At 71.8% G+C, this 15015-nt stretch carries 15 protein-coding genes; 10 read left to right on the top strand and 5 right to left on the bottom strand.

From position 1 onward, the window contains the following. Positions 1-595: 595 nt before the first annotated feature. Positions 596-1246 carry an NlpC/P60 family protein gene (locus ABD999_RS25390; RefSeq protein WP_345482909.1) on the top strand — a complete coding sequence of 217 codons (651 nt, stop codon included), beginning with the start codon at positions 596-598 and terminating at the stop codon, positions 1244-1246. Here ABD999_RS25390 and ABD999_RS25385 read toward each other — a convergent pair. Beyond that, positions 1219-2175: an arginase family protein gene (locus tag ABD999_RS25385; protein ID WP_345482908.1), complete on the bottom strand. Its 957-nt coding sequence runs from the start codon at positions 2173-2175 to the stop codon at positions 1219-1221. The two genes, ABD999_RS25390 and ABD999_RS25385, sit on opposite strands and share 28 nt — an antisense overlap. A 150-nt stretch (positions 2176-2325) precedes the next feature. Here ABD999_RS25385 and ABD999_RS25380 point away from each other — a divergent pair, with 150 nt between their 5' ends. The 5 genes from ABD999_RS25380 to ABD999_RS25360 all read left to right on the top strand — a co-directional run bounded on the left by ABD999_RS25380 (position 2326) and on the right by ABD999_RS25360 (position 7338). Further along, entirely contained in the window at positions 2326-2805 is a 480-nt protein-coding gene (locus ABD999_RS25380; RefSeq protein ID WP_271279492.1) for an RrF2 family transcriptional regulator, read from the top strand. 63 nt (positions 2806-2868) lie between these two features. After that, entirely contained in the window at positions 2869-4056 is a 1188-nt protein-coding gene (locus ABD999_RS25375) for an MFS transporter (RefSeq protein WP_271279491.1), read from the top strand. Further along, complete coding sequence (locus ABD999_RS25370) at positions 4053-4448, top strand: RidA family protein (RefSeq protein ID WP_271279490.1); 396 nt, start codon at positions 4053-4055, stop codon at positions 4446-4448. The genes ABD999_RS25375 and ABD999_RS25370 overlap by 4 nt, the downstream gene beginning before the upstream one ends. 107 nt (positions 4449-4555) lie before the next feature. Further along, entirely contained in the window at positions 4556-5452 is an 897-nt protein-coding gene (locus ABD999_RS25365; RefSeq protein ID WP_271279489.1) for a 4-(cytidine 5'-diphospho)-2-C-methyl-D-erythritol kinase, read from the top strand. Between the two features lie 89 nt (positions 5453-5541). Next, positions 5542-7338: an ABC-F family ATP-binding cassette domain-containing protein gene (locus ABD999_RS25360; protein WP_271279488.1), complete on the top strand. Its 1797-nt coding sequence runs from the start codon at positions 5542-5544 to the stop codon at positions 7336-7338. Here the strand turns inward: ABD999_RS25360 and ABD999_RS25355 are convergent. After that, on the bottom strand, positions 7335-8042 hold the full coding sequence (locus tag ABD999_RS25355) for a TetR/AcrR family transcriptional regulator (RefSeq protein ID WP_271279487.1): 708 nt from the start codon (positions 8040-8042) through the stop codon (positions 7335-7337). The genes ABD999_RS25360 and ABD999_RS25355 overlap by 4 nt on opposite strands. A gap of 68 nt (positions 8043-8110) precedes the next feature. On the opposite strand from ABD999_RS25355, the gene atpB reads away from it, so the two are divergent. After that, positions 8111-8884, top strand: coding sequence for a F0F1 ATP synthase subunit A (atpB, locus tag ABD999_RS25350; RefSeq protein ID WP_271279486.1), 774 nt, complete (start codon positions 8111-8113; stop codon positions 8882-8884). A gap of 9 nt (positions 8885-8893) precedes the next feature. On the opposite strand, the gene ABD999_RS25345 is transcribed toward atpB, so the two are convergent. Continuing rightward, a complete protein-coding gene (locus ABD999_RS25345; RefSeq protein WP_148029099.1) occupies positions 8894-9391 on the bottom strand; it encodes a MarR family winged helix-turn-helix transcriptional regulator in 498 nt (165 codons plus the stop codon). Positions 9392-9459: 68 nt separating this feature from the next. On the opposite strand from ABD999_RS25345, the gene ABD999_RS25340 reads away from it, so the two are divergent. The 3 genes from ABD999_RS25340 to ABD999_RS25330 are packed head-to-tail and all read left to right on the top strand — an operon-like array spanning position 9460 to position 12096. Further along, the gene (locus ABD999_RS25340; protein WP_271279485.1) at positions 9460-10218 is read left to right on the top strand and encodes a trans-aconitate 2-methyltransferase; all 759 of its coding nucleotides are present in this window, start codon (positions 9460-9462) and stop codon (positions 10216-10218) included. Beyond that, positions 10215-10562 (top strand): VOC family protein, encoded by a 348-nt coding sequence (locus tag ABD999_RS25335; RefSeq protein ID WP_271279484.1) that lies wholly within the window; start codon positions 10215-10217, stop codon positions 10560-10562. Before ABD999_RS25340 ends, ABD999_RS25335 begins: the two co-directional genes overlap by 4 nt. Positions 10563-10617: 55 nt before the next feature. Then, positions 10618-12096, top strand: coding sequence for a CYTH and CHAD domain-containing protein (locus ABD999_RS25330; protein WP_271279483.1), 1479 nt, complete (start codon positions 10618-10620; stop codon positions 12094-12096). Here ABD999_RS25330 and ABD999_RS25325 read toward each other — a convergent pair. Beyond that, positions 12091-12924: an NUDIX hydrolase gene (locus tag ABD999_RS25325; RefSeq protein WP_271279482.1), complete on the bottom strand. Its 834-nt coding sequence runs from the start codon at positions 12922-12924 to the stop codon at positions 12091-12093. The genes ABD999_RS25330 and ABD999_RS25325 overlap by 6 nt on opposite strands. After that, the gene (locus ABD999_RS25320) at positions 12914-14974 is read right to left on the bottom strand and encodes an RNA degradosome polyphosphate kinase (protein WP_271279481.1); all 2061 of its coding nucleotides are present in this window, start codon (positions 14972-14974) and stop codon (positions 12914-12916) included. Before ABD999_RS25320 ends, ABD999_RS25325 begins: the two co-directional genes overlap by 11 nt. Positions 14975-15015: the final 41 nt, after the last annotated feature.

Here is a 15015-nt window from a genome sequence, read left to right as displayed (position 1 = left end):
GAAAGGGTGTCGTCCCTCTCACCTGACCGTCCACCTGGACTTTACGTGTCCGTCTACCTGGAGATTTCATGGCCGCCAGCCTGGATCAGGCTGGCCGCCCACCTGGAGAAATTCCTGACCGTCCACACTCATCGCATCCGAACTGGTGACGAACGCGGTGGTTCACGGCGGCGGCCCCTGGGTGAGGATGAGCCTGATCGCGGTGGAGGAGAGGGAGAGGCGCTACTGGCGGTTGAGCGTCGTGGATTCCGGCGTATCGGGGGGTGTTCCGCTGCCCTCGATGCCTGGCCCCGAGGAGACGAGAGGTAGGGGCCTGTGGGTTGTGGACGACCTCACCAACGGATGCTGGGGCACCGACCGCACGCAAGTAGGCGAACGAGTCGTGTGGGCCCTCATACCGCGCTGACCCTTCACATCTAGGTCAAGACCCGGCTGCGACGCCATGCTCGACCTCAGTCCGTGGGTTGACGTGTCGTCCAAGCTCCGTCCGCATGACTGTGGACAGCTCGACATTGTCCCCAGAACCCCGTTCGGCCCGTTGGCGGGCATGCCGCGCGGATGATCCTGGGCCTCCCCGATCACGAGGAGGCCGACCATGAAGTCACGTACCCGTCTGATAGGGCTCGCTCTCGCCGGTGGGCTCGTCTCCGTGCCCGTCCCCGCCCACGCCGCCGCTCTGTGTCCCGCGCCGGGCAGCGGCTTCTTCGACCACCCGTCCCTGTGCCGTCTCTCTCTGCCCGAGGTGAGCGGCTTGGGCGAGGCGGAGCGCGCCACGAAGCCGGACAGGGCCACCAGACCGGACACCGGCTCCAAGCCGGACACGGTCACCAGGCGCCTCAAGGGCGAGGTCGCGGCGGCCGCCGCCCTGGCGCGGATCGGCACCCCGTTCTCCTGGGGCGGCGGGTCCCGCTCCGGCCCCACCAGGGGCATCGGCAGGGGAGCCGCCACCGTCGGCTTCGACTGCAGCGGCCTGACCATGTACGCATGGGGAAGGGCAGGGGTCCGGCTCGGTCACTACACCGGCACCCAGTTCCGGCAGGGCCGTCGCGTCCCCCTGTCCCGGCTCCGCTCGGGCGACCTGGTCTTCTTCGGCGGCGGGACGGGCGACCCCTCCCACGTCGGCCTCTACCTCCGGGCGGGTCTCATGGTCCACGCCCCCAAGACCGGCGACGTGGTCAAGATCGTCCGGTTCCTCCGCTCGCCCTACTTCGGGTCGGTCTACCGTGGCGCGGTGCGTCCGGGCTGACCGGCACACGCCTCGACCAGCGCCTTCACCACGGGCGCGAGCACCTCCCGATCCTCGGGCCGGCCGGGCTCGTACTCGGTGATCCCGAGCCCGGCCACCTCGAACCGCTCGCCCAGAGCCGTCACCATGCGCACGAGTTCCTCCGGCAGGAACCCGCCCGGCACCGGGCTTCCCACGCTCCCGAACACCTCCGGCTCCAGCACATCGAGGTCGACATGCACGTAGACCACCGGGTCGCGGTCCTTCCCGGTATCCATGTCGTGCGCAAGCGGGCCGCTCGCGTCCCCCGGACCGGACGCGGGGAACCGGCCGGAGGAGCCGGCGCCCGGCAGACCCGCGGCCGTCACCGCCTGCACGAGCGCGTCCGGGTCGGCGGTCCTCACGTGCCCGACCCCGGCCTCGGCCGCGAACGCGGCCTCGCCGGGGTCAAGATCCCGAACCCCGGCCAGCACCACCCGCCGGGGATCGACGCCGGGGTCGGCGGTCAGCCCTCGCGGCCCCTCGTCCACCAGCGCCCGCAGCACCATCCCGTGGAACGCCCCCGAAGGCGAGGACTCGGGAGTGTTCAGATCCCCGTGCGCGTCGAACCAGACCACGACCAGCCGATCTCCGTACGCGCGCCGCGCCGCCGCCACCGGCTCCAGCTCCACCCCGCAGTCGCCGCCCACGGTCACCACGAAACCGCCGCCGCTCCCCGCCTGCGCCTCCCGCGCCCGCGACGCGGTCACCACGAGACCGTCGCCTACCGCCGACAGCGCCTCCCGCACGCGCGACGCGGTCACCACGAGGTCGTCGTCCGCCTCGACCCGCACCCGCCTGTCCGCCGGCACCATCTCGCCCAGCAGTCGGGCTCCTTCCACCAGCCGCTCCGCCGTCGCCGCCCCGGACCCACGCCACTGCGGCACCTCGATGACCGTCACTCCACCCACGACGCATTCCTTCCATGAAGTCGCCGTCGATCAGATCGGGCGGCGACCGGCCTCCACTCCAGGATTCACGGCGGGCGGTCGTCGCGGCCACCGGGTATCCGCAGGAGTTGCGGCGGCAATCCTGGATACGTAATATCCAGGATTGTGAAGATGAGCGAGGGCGTGGAGTGGGCGCTGCACACGTGCCTCAACCTGACGTGGATCGAGGACGGCCGCCCCGTCCCGGCCGCGGTCCTGGCCGACTACTTCAAGCTGCCTCCGGCGTACCTCAACAAGCAGTTGCAGGCGCTGGCGAGGGCGGGGATCGTGTCGTCGGTCTCCGGCCCGCGTGGCGGGTTCCAACTCGCCCGCGACCCTCGGAAGATCACTGTGCTGGACGTGGTGGTGGCGATCGAGGGGCCGGAGGACGCGTTCCAGTGCGCCCAGATCCTGCGCGACGCCCCCGACGGCGAGCCGGGGATCGACTACCGGGAAACCTGTGTGATCTCCCAGGTCATGCGGAAGGCGGAGCTGCTCTGGCGGGCGGAGCTGGCCGCGCGCACTCTCGCCGATGTGAAGGCCACGGTCGAGTCGCGGTTCCCCGGCGCGCCGAACGAGACCCGCCAGGGATTGCGAAGCCGGCGAGCTTGAATCCGCGCCCGCGAAAGGGAGGGGCTCCTCTCCCGAAGCGGCTTTCTTTGGAGAAAATCCTAGATGTTTCCTATCCAGTTAGAGGAAAAGGTGCAAGGGTGGTCAGCGGTTTCGGCGGTGACGCTGGGGATCTTCGTGTTGATGACCTCGGAGCTGCTTCCCGTGGGCCTGCTCACACCGATCGGCGAGGCACTGGACGTCTCGCCGGGCACGGCCGGGTTGATGGTCACCGTCCCGGGGCTCGTCGCCGGGCTGGCCGCCCCGCTGCTCACGGCGCGGGCCGGAACGGTGGACCGGAAGGTCATGCTGGCCGGGCTGATCGGGCTCATGGCGGTGGCGAACCTGGTCTGCGCACTCGCCCCGCACTTCGCCGTCGTGCTGGTGGCACGGCTCGTCGTCGGGGTGAGCGTCGGAGGCTTCTGGGCCATCGCGGGCGGGCTCGCGGTCCGCTTGGTGCCGCCCGGACAGGTCGCCGCCGCGACCGCCGTGATCTTCGGCGGCGTCTCCACCGCGTCCGTGCTCGGCGTCCCGGCCGGGACGCTGATCGGTGAGCTGACCGGCTGGCGCGGCGGCTTCGCCGGCGTCGCGATCCTGGGGCTGGTGGCGCTGGCCGCTCTGCTGCTTCTGGTGCCTCGCCTGCCGGCGCAGCGCACGATCGGCCTGCCCGACCTGCCCGCCCTGCTGCGCGCGAACACGGGTGTCCGGATCGGCGTGATCGTCACCGCCCTGCTGATCACCGGGCACTTCGCCGCCTACACCTTCGCCCGCCCTCTGCTGCACGACCTCGCCGGGATCGACGACGGCTGGATCGGCGCGTTGCTGATGGCGTACGGGCTGGCGGGCGTCGTCGGCAACTTCCTCGCCGGCCACCGGGTGCGCGCGCACCTGCGCGGCACGCTCATCCTGATCGCCGCCGTCCTGTCCGCGGCCACTGCTCTGTTCGCGCTGACCGGGGGCCCGTTCGCGGGCACCGTCCTGCTCGTCGTCTGGGGACTGGCCTACGGCGGGGTGTCGGTGACACTGCAGACCTGGATGCTCAAGGCCGCGCCCGAGATGACCGAATCGGCGTCGTCGCTGTTCGTGGCGGCCTTCAACCTGTCCATCGCCTTCGGCGCCGTGCTCGGCGGGTTCACCGCTGACGGGGTCGCCGTCGCCGGTGTCCTGTGGGTGACCTCCGGGCTGGCCCTGGCCGCCGCGCTCATCGTCGGCGTCAATCGGACGCGGCACATCCAGAAAGGAACACGATCATGAAACCCACCATCATCAACCCCAGCACGCTGCACGACCCCACCGGTTTCGGTTACAGCCACATCGCACGAGCCTCCGGGGACCTCGTCCTCATCGCCGGGCAGTACGCCTCCGGGCCCGACGGTCACGTGACCTCCGGCGACTTCGCCGAGCAGGTCAGGCAGTCGTTCGCGAACCTCGGCACCGCGCTCGCCGCGGCCGGCTCGGACTACGGCCACGTCGTCCAGATCCGGACGTACATCGTCGGCCACGACGCGGGCAAGCTGGACATCCTCTTGGAGGCCGTACGGGAGATCTGGGGCGACCTGCCGCCCACGCAGTCGCTGATCGGAGTGGCCGCGCTCGCCCTGCCCGACATGCTGTTCGAGGTGGACGCCGTGGCGGTCACCGGCTGAACACCGTCCCGTCGGTGCGCGCCCCGCGTCCGGTACGCGGAGTGTGCGGGCGCGGATACGATCGAGTGTCCTCGACCCTCGGAGCGACGGAAGTGGCAGAAGATCTGATGAGCTCGGTGACCGTACGGGTGCCCGCGAAGGTGAACGTGCAGCTCTCCGTCGGCCCGCTGCGGGAGGACGGCTTCCATGACCTGGTCAACGTCTTCCACGCCGTGTCGATCTTCGACGAGGTGGTGGCCAGGGAGGCCCGCTCGATCACGGTCTCGGTGACCGGCGGCTGGGCGGCCGAGGTGCCGCTGCACGACGGCAACCTGGCGGTCCGCGCGGCCCGTGCGCTGGCCGCGCGGGCGGGCCTCGATCGGGGCGCCGAGCTCGTCATCCACAAGACGATCCCGGTGGCGGGCGGCATGGCGGGCGGCAGCGCCGACGCGGCCGCCGCGCTGGTCGCCTGCGACGAGCTGTGGGGGCTCGGCCTGCCCCGCGAGGAGCTGATGGAGATCGGCGCCGAGCTGGGCAGCGACGTGCCGTTCTCGCTGATGGGCGGCACCGCGCTCGGCACGGGGCGCGGCGAGCGCCTGGCCCCGCTGCCCGTCGGCGGCCCCTTCCACTGGGTGTTCGCGGTCGCCGACACCGGGCTCAGCACCGCCCACGTCTACAAGGAGTGCGACCGCCTCAGGGAGGGCGCGCCCGTCCCCGAGCCCCGGCCCGACCCGGCGCTCCTGGCCGCGCTGCGCGACGGCGACGCCGCCGAGCTGGGCCGCCGCCTCGCCAACGACCTGGAGCCGGCCGCGCTCGCGCTCCACCCGCCGCTGGCCGACACCCTGCGCGCCGGTCGCGACGCGGGAGCCCTGGGCGCGATCGTCTCCGGCTCCGGCGCGACCTGCGCCTTCCTCGCCGGTGACGCCGCGCACGCCGCGGAGCTGGCCCGCGCGCTCGCCACCACCCCGGGCACCCGCGCCGCCGTCGTCGCCGAAGGCCCCGCCCCGGGCGCCACCCTCGTCTGACCCGCGCTCGCGAACTCACCGGGTGGCGGCCCGACGTCCGTCCCGCGCCGGGTGGTGTGCTCGTCGCGAGCCGATACCCTGGGGATGCGATGAATCTGGTCAATCTCGAGTCGGTCTCCCACGCCTACGGGCCCAAGCCGCTGCTCTCCGACGTCTCCCTCGGCATCGAGGACGGCGAGCGCATCGGCGTGGTGGGCCGCAACGGCGGCGGCAAGACGACCCTGCTCCGCGTGATCGAGGGCGGCGTGAGCCCCGACAGCGGCCGCGTCACCCACACCCGCGGCCTGCGCGTCGGCTTCCTCTCCCAGCAGGATCCGCTCGACCCCGGCATGACCGTGCGCGACCTCGTCCTGGGCGACATGGCCGAGCACGAATGGGCCGGCGACCAGCGCGTCCGCGAGATCCTCGGCAACCTGATCGGCGACCTCGACCTCGACTCCAAGGCGGGCGACCTGTCCGGCGGCGAGCGCAGGCGCACCGCGCTGGCGCAACTGCTCATCGTCGAGCACGACCTGATCATGCTCGACGAGCCCACCAACCACCTCGACATCGAGGCCATCGCCTGGCTGGCCGGCCACCTGTCCGGCCGCAGGAGCGCGCTGGTCGTGGTGACGCACGACCGCTGGTTCCTCGACGCCGTCTCCACCCGCACCTGGGAGGTCGTCGACGGCCGCGTCGAGCGCTACGAGGGCGGTTACGCCGCCTACGTGCTGGCCAAGGCCGAGCGGGCGCGTGTCGCCCAGGCCGCCGAGGAACGCCGCCAGAACCTCATGCGCAAGGAGATCGCCTGGCTGCGCCGCGGCCCGCCCGCCCGCACGTCCAAGCCCAAGTTCCGGGTGGACGCGGCCCAGGCGCTGATCGCGAACGAGCCGCCGCCGCGCGAGACCGTCGAGCTGCTGAAGTTCGCCAGCGCCCGGCTCGGCAAGACCGTCTACGACCTCGAAGACGTCACCCTCCACGCGGGCGGCCCCGGCGCCGGCCCGAAGGTGCTCGACCGCTGCACGTGGCAGTTCGGCCCGGGCGACCGGGTCGGGCTGATCGGCGTCAACGGCTCCGGCAAGTCGTCGGTCCTGCGCCTGCTCGCCGGCACCGTCGCCCCCGACTCCGGCCGCGTCGTCGAAGGCCGGACGGTCCGCCTCGCCCACCTGTCGCAGGAGCTGGCGGAGCTCGACCCCACCCGGCGGGTGCTGGAGACGGTCGAGGAGATCCGCAAGTACGTCCAGGTCGGCAAGAAGGAGTGGACCGCCTCCCAGCTGCTGGAGCGCCTCGGCTTCAAGGGCGAGGCGCAGTGGAAGGTGGTCGGCGACCTGTCCGGCGGCGAGCGGCGCCGCCTGCAACTGCTCAGGCTCCTCATGGACGACCCCAACGTGCTGCTGCTCGACGAGCCCACCAACGACCTCGACATCGAGACGCTCAACGAGCTCGAAGACCTGCTCGACGGCTGGCCCGGCACGCTGATCCTGGTCTCCCACGACCGCTACTTCCTGGAGCGGGTGACCGACCGCAGCGTGGCCCTGCTCGGCGACGGCAGGCTGTCGCTCCTGCCCGGTGGGGTGGACGAGTACCTGGAGCGGCGCGCCGCCGGCACCGCGCAGACGGCCCGGGTGGCGGCCCAGCCGGAGGCCCGGCCCGAGCCGTCCGCCCCCGCGGCGCCCCAGGGGCTGTCGGCCAAGGAGGAGCGGGAGCTGCGCAAGGAGCTCAACCGCCTGGAGCGGCAGCTCGACAAGCTGGCCGGCCAGGAGGCCAAGCTGCACGCCGAGATGGCCGGCGCGGCCGGCGACTACGAGAAGCTCGGCGACCTCGACGCGCGGCTCCGCGACCTGCTGGCCCAGAAGGAGACCGTCGAGGCCGAGTGGCTGGAGACCGCCGACCGCCTCGGTGACTAGCCGCCAGGGAGCGCGGCGGCGATCCCGTCGAGCAGGCGGTCCAGGCCGTACGCGAAGCGCTCGTCCGGGTCGGCGAGCTCACGCCCGCTCTCGGCGACCACCCGGGCGAACAACGGGTGGTCGCCGCTCTTGAGCAGCGTCTCCAGATAGGGGGCCTGGCGCGCCATCCACTGCTGCACGTCCAGGCCGGTGCGCCGCCGGGCCTCCAGCTCGCCCATCTCCGCGGCCACGTACCCGTTGACGTAGGCGAACACCGACCCCACCAGGGCGAGCATGACGTCGATGCTCAGGCCCATCCCGTCGACCACGGACAGGGCGCGCTCGAAGGTCCGCACGCCGTTGGGGCCGCTGGACTGCCGGGTGGCGGTCACCCGGGCCATCCACGGGTGCCGGTGCATCGTCCGGCGGCCCTGGATGGCCAGGGCGCGCAGGTCGGCCCGCCAGTCGCCGCTGGGGACGTCAGGCGGGAGGAACTCCGCCGAGACGGCGTCGACCATCAGGTCGATCACATCGTCCTTGCCCGAGACGTACCGGTAGAGCGACATCGTGCCGGAGCCGATCTCCGCGGCGAGGCGGCGCATCGAGATCGCGTCGAGCCCTTCGGCGTCGGCGACCCGCAGCGCGGCCTCGGTGAGCTGAGCCCGGCTGAAGGCGGGCCGGGGCCCGCGAGCGGGCCGGTCGGGCCGCATCCAGACGTTTTCCATATTGCGTACACCGTACCGGGCTGGAAAACTAGGTACACCGTACCCGGTTGTCCTCCGAAGGAGCATGCATGGCCGCCGCCCCCGACTTTCGTGCGCCGTCCCCGGACGACCTGTTCGAGTTCCCCGCGCTGTGGCAGGGGTGGGTGACCAAGCCGGTGCTGCTCGCCGTACTCGGCGCGCTGGCGGTGTGCGCGTTCGCCTGGGCGGCCTACTCCCGGCCCAAGCTGGTGCCGCGCGGGGCGCAGAACGTGGGCGAGTACGTCTACCTGTTCGTGCGCGACCAGATAGCCAGGCCGTTTTTAGGCCGGGACGCCGACCGCTGGATGCCGCTGCTGCTCAGCCTCTTCCTGCTGATCCTGGTCTGGAACCTGCTGGCGGTCGTCCCGCTGCTCCAGTTCCCCGTGACCGCGCGGGCGTCGTTCCCGTGGGTGCTGGCGATCGCCGTCTACCTGGTCAAGCTGTATGTGGCCTTCACCCGGCACGGGGTGTTCCGTTACCTCAAGGGCATGATGTTCCCGCCGGGGCTGCCCAGGGCCCTGGCGATCGTCCTGTACGCGCCGCTGGAGCTGGTCTACTTCTTCGTGACCGCGCCGTTCACGCATGCCGTGCGGCTGCTCGCGAACATGTTCGCCGGGCACACGCTGCTGGCGTTCTTCAGCGCCGTCGGGTTCTGGTTCCTGATCGAGCGGCCGACTCTGCCAGGTTTCGCCGTGGGCGTGCTCGGGGTGGCCATGACGATCGTGCTGACGGCGTTCGAGATCTTCATCCAGTTCCTGCAGGCCTACCTGTTCACCATGCTCGCCGCCATGTACGTCGGCTCGTCGCTGCGGCCCGAGCACTGACCTCCGCGATCAGGTGTCGAAGGGCGCCAGCATCGTGCGCAGCAGCCCGGCCAGGGCGTGTTGCTGGTCCGCTTCCAGGCTGCTGAGCAGCGTGTGCTCGCGCCTGATCAGGTCGGTGAAGGCGGCGTCGACGCGGGCCAGCCCGGCGTCGGTCAGGGAGACCAGGACGCCGCGGCGGTCCTCGGGGTCGGGACGGCGCCGTACGAGGCCCGCCTGGGCGAGGCGGTCTATGCGGTTGGTCATGGTGCCGGAGGTGACCAGGGTGGCGCGCAGCAGCGCGCCGGGGCTCAGCTCGTAGGGCTGTCCGGCCCGCCGCAGCGCGGTGAGCACGTCGAACTCCCAGGGCTCCAGCCCGTGCTCGGCGAACGCCGCGCGCCTGGCCCGGTCGAGGTGCTTGGCCAGGCGGGAGATCCGCGAGAGCACCTGCAGCGGCTCGACGTCGAGGTCGGGCCGCTCCGCCCGCCACGCCGCGACGAGCCGGTCGACCTCGTCCTGCGCTTCCGTCATGGCCCCGAGTGTACTGTCTTGACATCGAGATAAATAGCTCGATATCAATTATCTCTATGTCAAGAGATATGTGGGACCCTGACACGTACGCCCGCTACGGCGACGAACGGTCGCGGCCGTTCTTCGATCTCGTGGCCAGAGTACGGGCCGAGAGCCCGGCATATGTGGTGGACGCCGGATGCGGCAGCGGCGAGCTGACCACCGAGCTGGCCCGGCGCTGGCCCGGGGCGGAGGTGCTGGGCTTCGACTCCTCGCCTGCCATGATCGCCAAGGCGCGGGAGCTGGGCGGCGGGGTCTCCTTCGCCGTCGCCGACGTGGCCACCTGGCACCCTGACAGGCCGGTCGACGTGATCGTCTCCAACGCCGCCCTCCAGTGGGTGCCCGAGCACCGCGTCGTCGTCGAGCGGTGGGTGGACGCGCTGAGCCCCGGAGGCTGGCTGGCCTTCCAGGTGCCGGGCAACTACGACGCCCCGAGCCACGCCGCCATCCGCGAGCTGTGCGCGTCCCCCGGCTGGGTGGACCGGCTCGGCGACCTCGATCGGGGCAGGCCCGTCGGCGACGCGGTCGAGTACCTGGACCTGCTGAGCGGCTTCGGCTGCCGGGTGGACGCCTGGGAGACCACGTACGTGCACGTGCTGGAGGGGGAGGACCCGGTGCTCGGCTGGGTCTCCGGCACCGCGCTGCGGCCCGTGCTCGACCGGCTGGACGACCGCGAGCGCGCGCGGTTCACGGCCGAGCTGGCCGAACGGCTGGCGCGGGCCTACCCGGCAGGGTCGTACGGGACGCCGTTCCCGTTCCGCCGGATCTTCGTGGTGGCGCAGAAATGATCACTGGCCTGCACCACGTCCTGCTCGCCGCGCCGCCCGGCAGCGAACCCGAGCTGAGGGCGTTCTACGCCGGGATCCTCGGCCTGCGTGAGGTGCCGAAGCCGCCGGAGCTGGCCAAGCGGGGCGGCGTCTGGTTCCGCGGCCCCGGATTGGAGGTCCATCTCGGGATAGAGGAGGACTTCCGCCCGCCGCGCAAGGCGCACCCGGCGTTCCTGGTGGACGATCTGGACGCGCTCGTGGCCCAGCTCCCCGGCGCGGTGCCCGACGACCTGTTCCCCGGCTTCCGGAGGGTGTACGTCGAAGATCCCGTAGGGAACAGGATCGAGCTGCTTCAGGCCATGTGACGAGCCTGCGTAGAGTGGCATTATTGTCCGAAATCCGACCTTTTTGTGAGGTGTCGTGGGCATCGAGATCGAGGACAAGTTCGACGTCACCGCCGATTACCAGCTGCCTGACCTGAGCGGCCTGGCCGAGGTCGTCGGCCCGAAGAGCTTCCAACTCGTCGCCCTCTACTACGACACCCCCGACCTGCGGCTGGCCAGGCGCGGCGTCACTCTCAGACGCAGGCGCGGCGGCGCCGACCCCGGCTGGCACCTGAAGCTGCCCAAGGCCAAAGGGGTACGGCAGGAGATCGCGATCCCGCTGACCCGCAGCACCAAGGTCGTCCCGGCCGAGCTGGCCGAGCTGGTGCGCGCCTACACCCGGGGCGCCGAGCTGGGCGTGGTGGCCGAGCTCGACACCCGCAGGAGCGTCACCCTGCTCAAGGACGGCGACCGCAAGCTGGTGGAGATCGCCGACGACCGGGTCAAGGGCACGGTGTACGGCACGGACCCGCCGGCGGTGATGCGCTGGCGCGAGGTCGAGGCGGAGCTGCTGGAGGGCGACGAGAAGCTGCTGGCCAAGACCGGCAAGCGGCTCAGGAAGGCGGGCGCCACGCCGTCGCCGGCCACCAGCAAGCTGGCCAAGCTCCTCGACCCGCCGCCCGCCCCCCACGCCGGCCTCGAACCGGGAACCGCGGGCCACACCGTCATGGCCTATCTGTCCGGCCAGGTGACGGCCCTCCTCTCCCAGGACCCCCGGGTGCGCCGCGAGGAGGAGGACGCGGTGCACCAGATGCGCGTCGCCGCCCGCAGGCTCCGCAGCGCGCTCAAGGCGTTCAAACCCGTCGTCAGGAACACCAGCGAGATCCAGGACGAGCTGCGCTGGCTCGGCGGCGTGCTGGGCGAGGTCCGCGACCTGGAGGTGATCAGGGCCAGGTTCGCCCGCGAGCTGGCCGGGCTCCCGCCCGAGCTGGTCGTCGGCCCCGTCCGGGCCCGGCTCGGCGACGACCTGCTCAGGCGCGAGCGGGAAGGCTACGACACGATCAGGGAGACGCTCGGCGGCGAGCGCTACTACGCCCTGCTCGACGCCCTCGACGCGCTGGTGTCCGAGCCCGAGCTGGGCAAGGCCGCGGCCGACCCGGCCGAGACGCGGCTCGCCGACGTCGCCGCAGCCAACTGGAACCGGGTGACGAAGGCGTACGAGACCGCCCAGGCCATCGACGACCCCGAGCAGCGCGAGATCGCCATGCACGACGTGCGCAAGGCGGCCAAGCGCGCCCGCTACACCGCCGAGGCGCTGCGCGACACGCTTGGCAAGCGCATGGGGACGCTTGCCAAGCTGGCCGAGGACGTGCAGGAGGTGCTCGGCGCCCACCAGGACGGGGTCGTCGCCCAGGAGACGCTGGCCGAGGAGGCGGGGGCCGCGCGCAGGGCGGGCGAGGACACCTTCACCTACGGCGTCCTGGCCGGGCTGGAGCGAGCCGCCGCCGACCGGGCGCACGAGGACTTCCCCCGCGTCTGGTCGGAGACCATGGCCGGCGTCGAGAAGGTGCTATAGCCCGTACCGCTCCGCGCAGACCACCCGCTCGCCCACCCGGTGCAGCACCGCGAACGCGCCCTTGCGCAGGCGCACGTCCCTGCCGCTGAGCGCGGCGATGAGAGGGGGCAGCACCTTGCCGTGGCTGCACACGGCCGCGCGCTCCGTCAGCTCGCCGACCAGGGCGGTGGTCTTGCGCGGGTCCTGCCCCTCCTCGCTGAGCAGCGGCTCCAGCCGCAGGTGCGAGCTGTACGGCGCGAGCGTCTGGACGCACCTGAGACTGGGCGAGCTGAGCAGGACGGCGGGCCGGTACGCGGGCAGCACGGTGGCCAGCGCCGCCGCCTGGGCCAGCCCCTCGGCGTCGAGCGGGCGCAGCGAGTCCGCGCCCTGCCAGGTCTGGCGCGACCCGGCGGAGGCGTGCCGTACCAGCACCAGCGGGACGGTGGCGAGCGGCGCGGCCGACAGCGCGCGCAGCAGGCCCGCGTCCCACTCGTAGGTCAGCAGCTCGCGGGCCTGGTCCACGGGGAGCCAGCGCAGCTCGTCGACCTCGTCGCCGGCGACGAACGGGCCCTCCTCCGCCACCCGGCCCGCCCAGTAGTCCACCCGCTTGAGCCGGGTCCCGTGCGGGTAGTGCACGGGCGGCAGGGCGCGGTCGAGCGCCACGGTCAGCCCGGTCTCCTCGCGCACCTCGCGCAGCGCGGCGGCGATCACGTGCTCGCCGGACTTCAGCTTCCCTTTCGGGAAGGTCCAGTCGTCGTAGCGAGGGCGGTGGACGAGGGCGACCTCGGGGCGGCTCTCCTCGCCGCGCCAGATCACGGCTCCGGCGGCGCGGAGCGGGTCAGTCGTCAACGCTCCTCCAGCGGCGCATCCCGATCAGGCGGCTCTGCAGGTCCTCGCCCGGGTGGCGGACCCAGTTCCCGTCGCCGTTCAGCCACCAGGTGTTCGTCGTGTCGGCCATCACCCGGTCCATCAGGTCCACGAGGTACGCCTTGTGCTGCTGCGCGGTCACCTTGACCAGGGCCTCCACCCGGCGGTCCAGGTTGCGGCGCATCAGGTCGGCGCTGCCGATCCACACCTCCGGCCGCCTGCCCAGGCCGAACTCGTACACCCGGGAGTGCTCCAGGAACCGGCCCAGCACCGACCGCACCCGGATGGTCTCCGACAGGCCCGGGATGCCGGGGCGCAGCGTGCACACGCCGCGCACCCACAGGTCGATCGGCACGCCGGCGCGCGAGGCGCGGTAGAGCGCGTCGATGATCGGCTCGTCCACCAGCGAGTTCGTCTTGATCCTGATCCGCGCGGGGCGGCCCGCCCGCTGGTGGGCGATCTCCCGCTCGATCCTGGCCAGCAGCCCGCCGCGCAGCGAGTGCGGGGCGACCAGCAGCCGCCGGTAGGCCGAGTGGTGGGAGTAGCCGGTCAGGTGGATGAACAGGTCCGTGACGTCCTCGCCGACCAGCGGGTCCGCGGTGAGCAGGCCGAAGTCCTCGTACTGCCTGGCCGTCTTGGGGTTGTAGTTGCCGGTGCCGATGTGGCAGTAGCGGCGCAGCTCGCCCGACGGCTCCTGCCGCACCACCAGCGCCAGCTTGCAGTGGGTCTTGAGCCCCACCACGCCGTAGACCACGTGGCAGCCGGCCCGCTCCAGCTTGCGCGCCCAGGAGATGTTCGCGTGCTCGTCGAACCTGGCCTTGATCTCCACGACCACCACGACCTGCTTGCCGGCCTCGGCCGCGTCGATGAGCGCGTCCACGATCGGGGACTCGCCGCTGGTGCGATAGAGGGTCTGCTTGATCGCCAGCACGCGCGGGTCGGCGGAGGCCGCCTCGATGAAGCGCTGCACGCTGGTGGCGAACGAGTCGTACGGGTGGTGCAGCAGCACGTCGCGCTCACGCAGCACCGCGAAGACGTCATCGGCGGCGCCGATCGCCTCGGCCGGCACGAAAGGGCGGTAGGCGAGCTCACCGCGGTCCAGGTCCGCGATCACGTTCAGGCCGGTCATGTCCAGCGGCCCGGGGATCCGGTAGATCTCGTGCGGATCGAGCTCCAGCTCCTCCACCAGCAGGTCGAGGACCTCCTGGGAGATCGTGTCCTCGACCTCCAGCCGCACCGGCGGCCCGAACCTGCGGCGGCGCAGCTCCTTCTCCAGCGCCTGCATGAGGTTCTCGGTGACGTCCTCGTCGACCTCCAGGTCCTCGTTCCTGGTCACCCGGAAGACGTGGTGCTGGACGATCTCCATGCCCTTGAACAGCTGCCCCAGGTGGGCCGCGATCACGTCCTCCAGCGGCACGAACCGGTTCGGGGACGGCTGGACCAGCCGCGGCAGCTGCGAGGGCACCTTGACCCTGGCGAACACGGTGTGGTCGTTCGACGGGTTCCGCACCACGACGGCCAGGTTGAGGCTCAGACCCGAGATGTACGGGAACGGATGCGCGGGATCGACGGCCAGCGGCGTCAGCACCGGCCTGATCCGCTCCCTGAAGAGCTTGCGCAGCTCCGTGCGCTCCTCGCGGCCCAGCTCGTCCCAGCGGACGATCTCGATGCCCTCGGCGGCGAGCCGCGGGCGGATCTGCTCGTGGAAGGCGGCGGCGTGCCGTTTGGCGAGCGCGTCGGCCACGGTGGCGATCCTGGCCAGCTCCTCGCTCGGCTTGAGCCCGCTCTTGGTGCGCAGCAGCAGGCCGGTGGCCATGCGGCGCTTCAGGCCCGCGACCCGTACGCGGAAGAACTCGTCCAGGTTGCTGGCGAAGATGGACAGGAAGCGGACCCGCTCCAGCAGCGGCAGCGACGGGTCCTCGGCCAGCTCCAGGACCCGTTCGTTGAACTGCAGCCAGCTCTCCTCGCGGTTGAGGAACCGCTCTTGCGGAAGGGGCAGGTCGTGGTCGGGCGGGAGTGGCTCAACGGACATATCTGAAATATGCCCACTTAGGTTGAACGGGACGTTAACTC

The organism is Nonomuraea ferruginea, from assembly GCF_039540635.1.
Classification (GTDB): domain Bacteria; phylum Actinomycetota; class Actinomycetes; order Streptosporangiales; family Streptosporangiaceae; genus Nonomuraea; species Nonomuraea ferruginea.
This window is presented reverse-complemented; position numbering and strand designations above follow the sequence as displayed.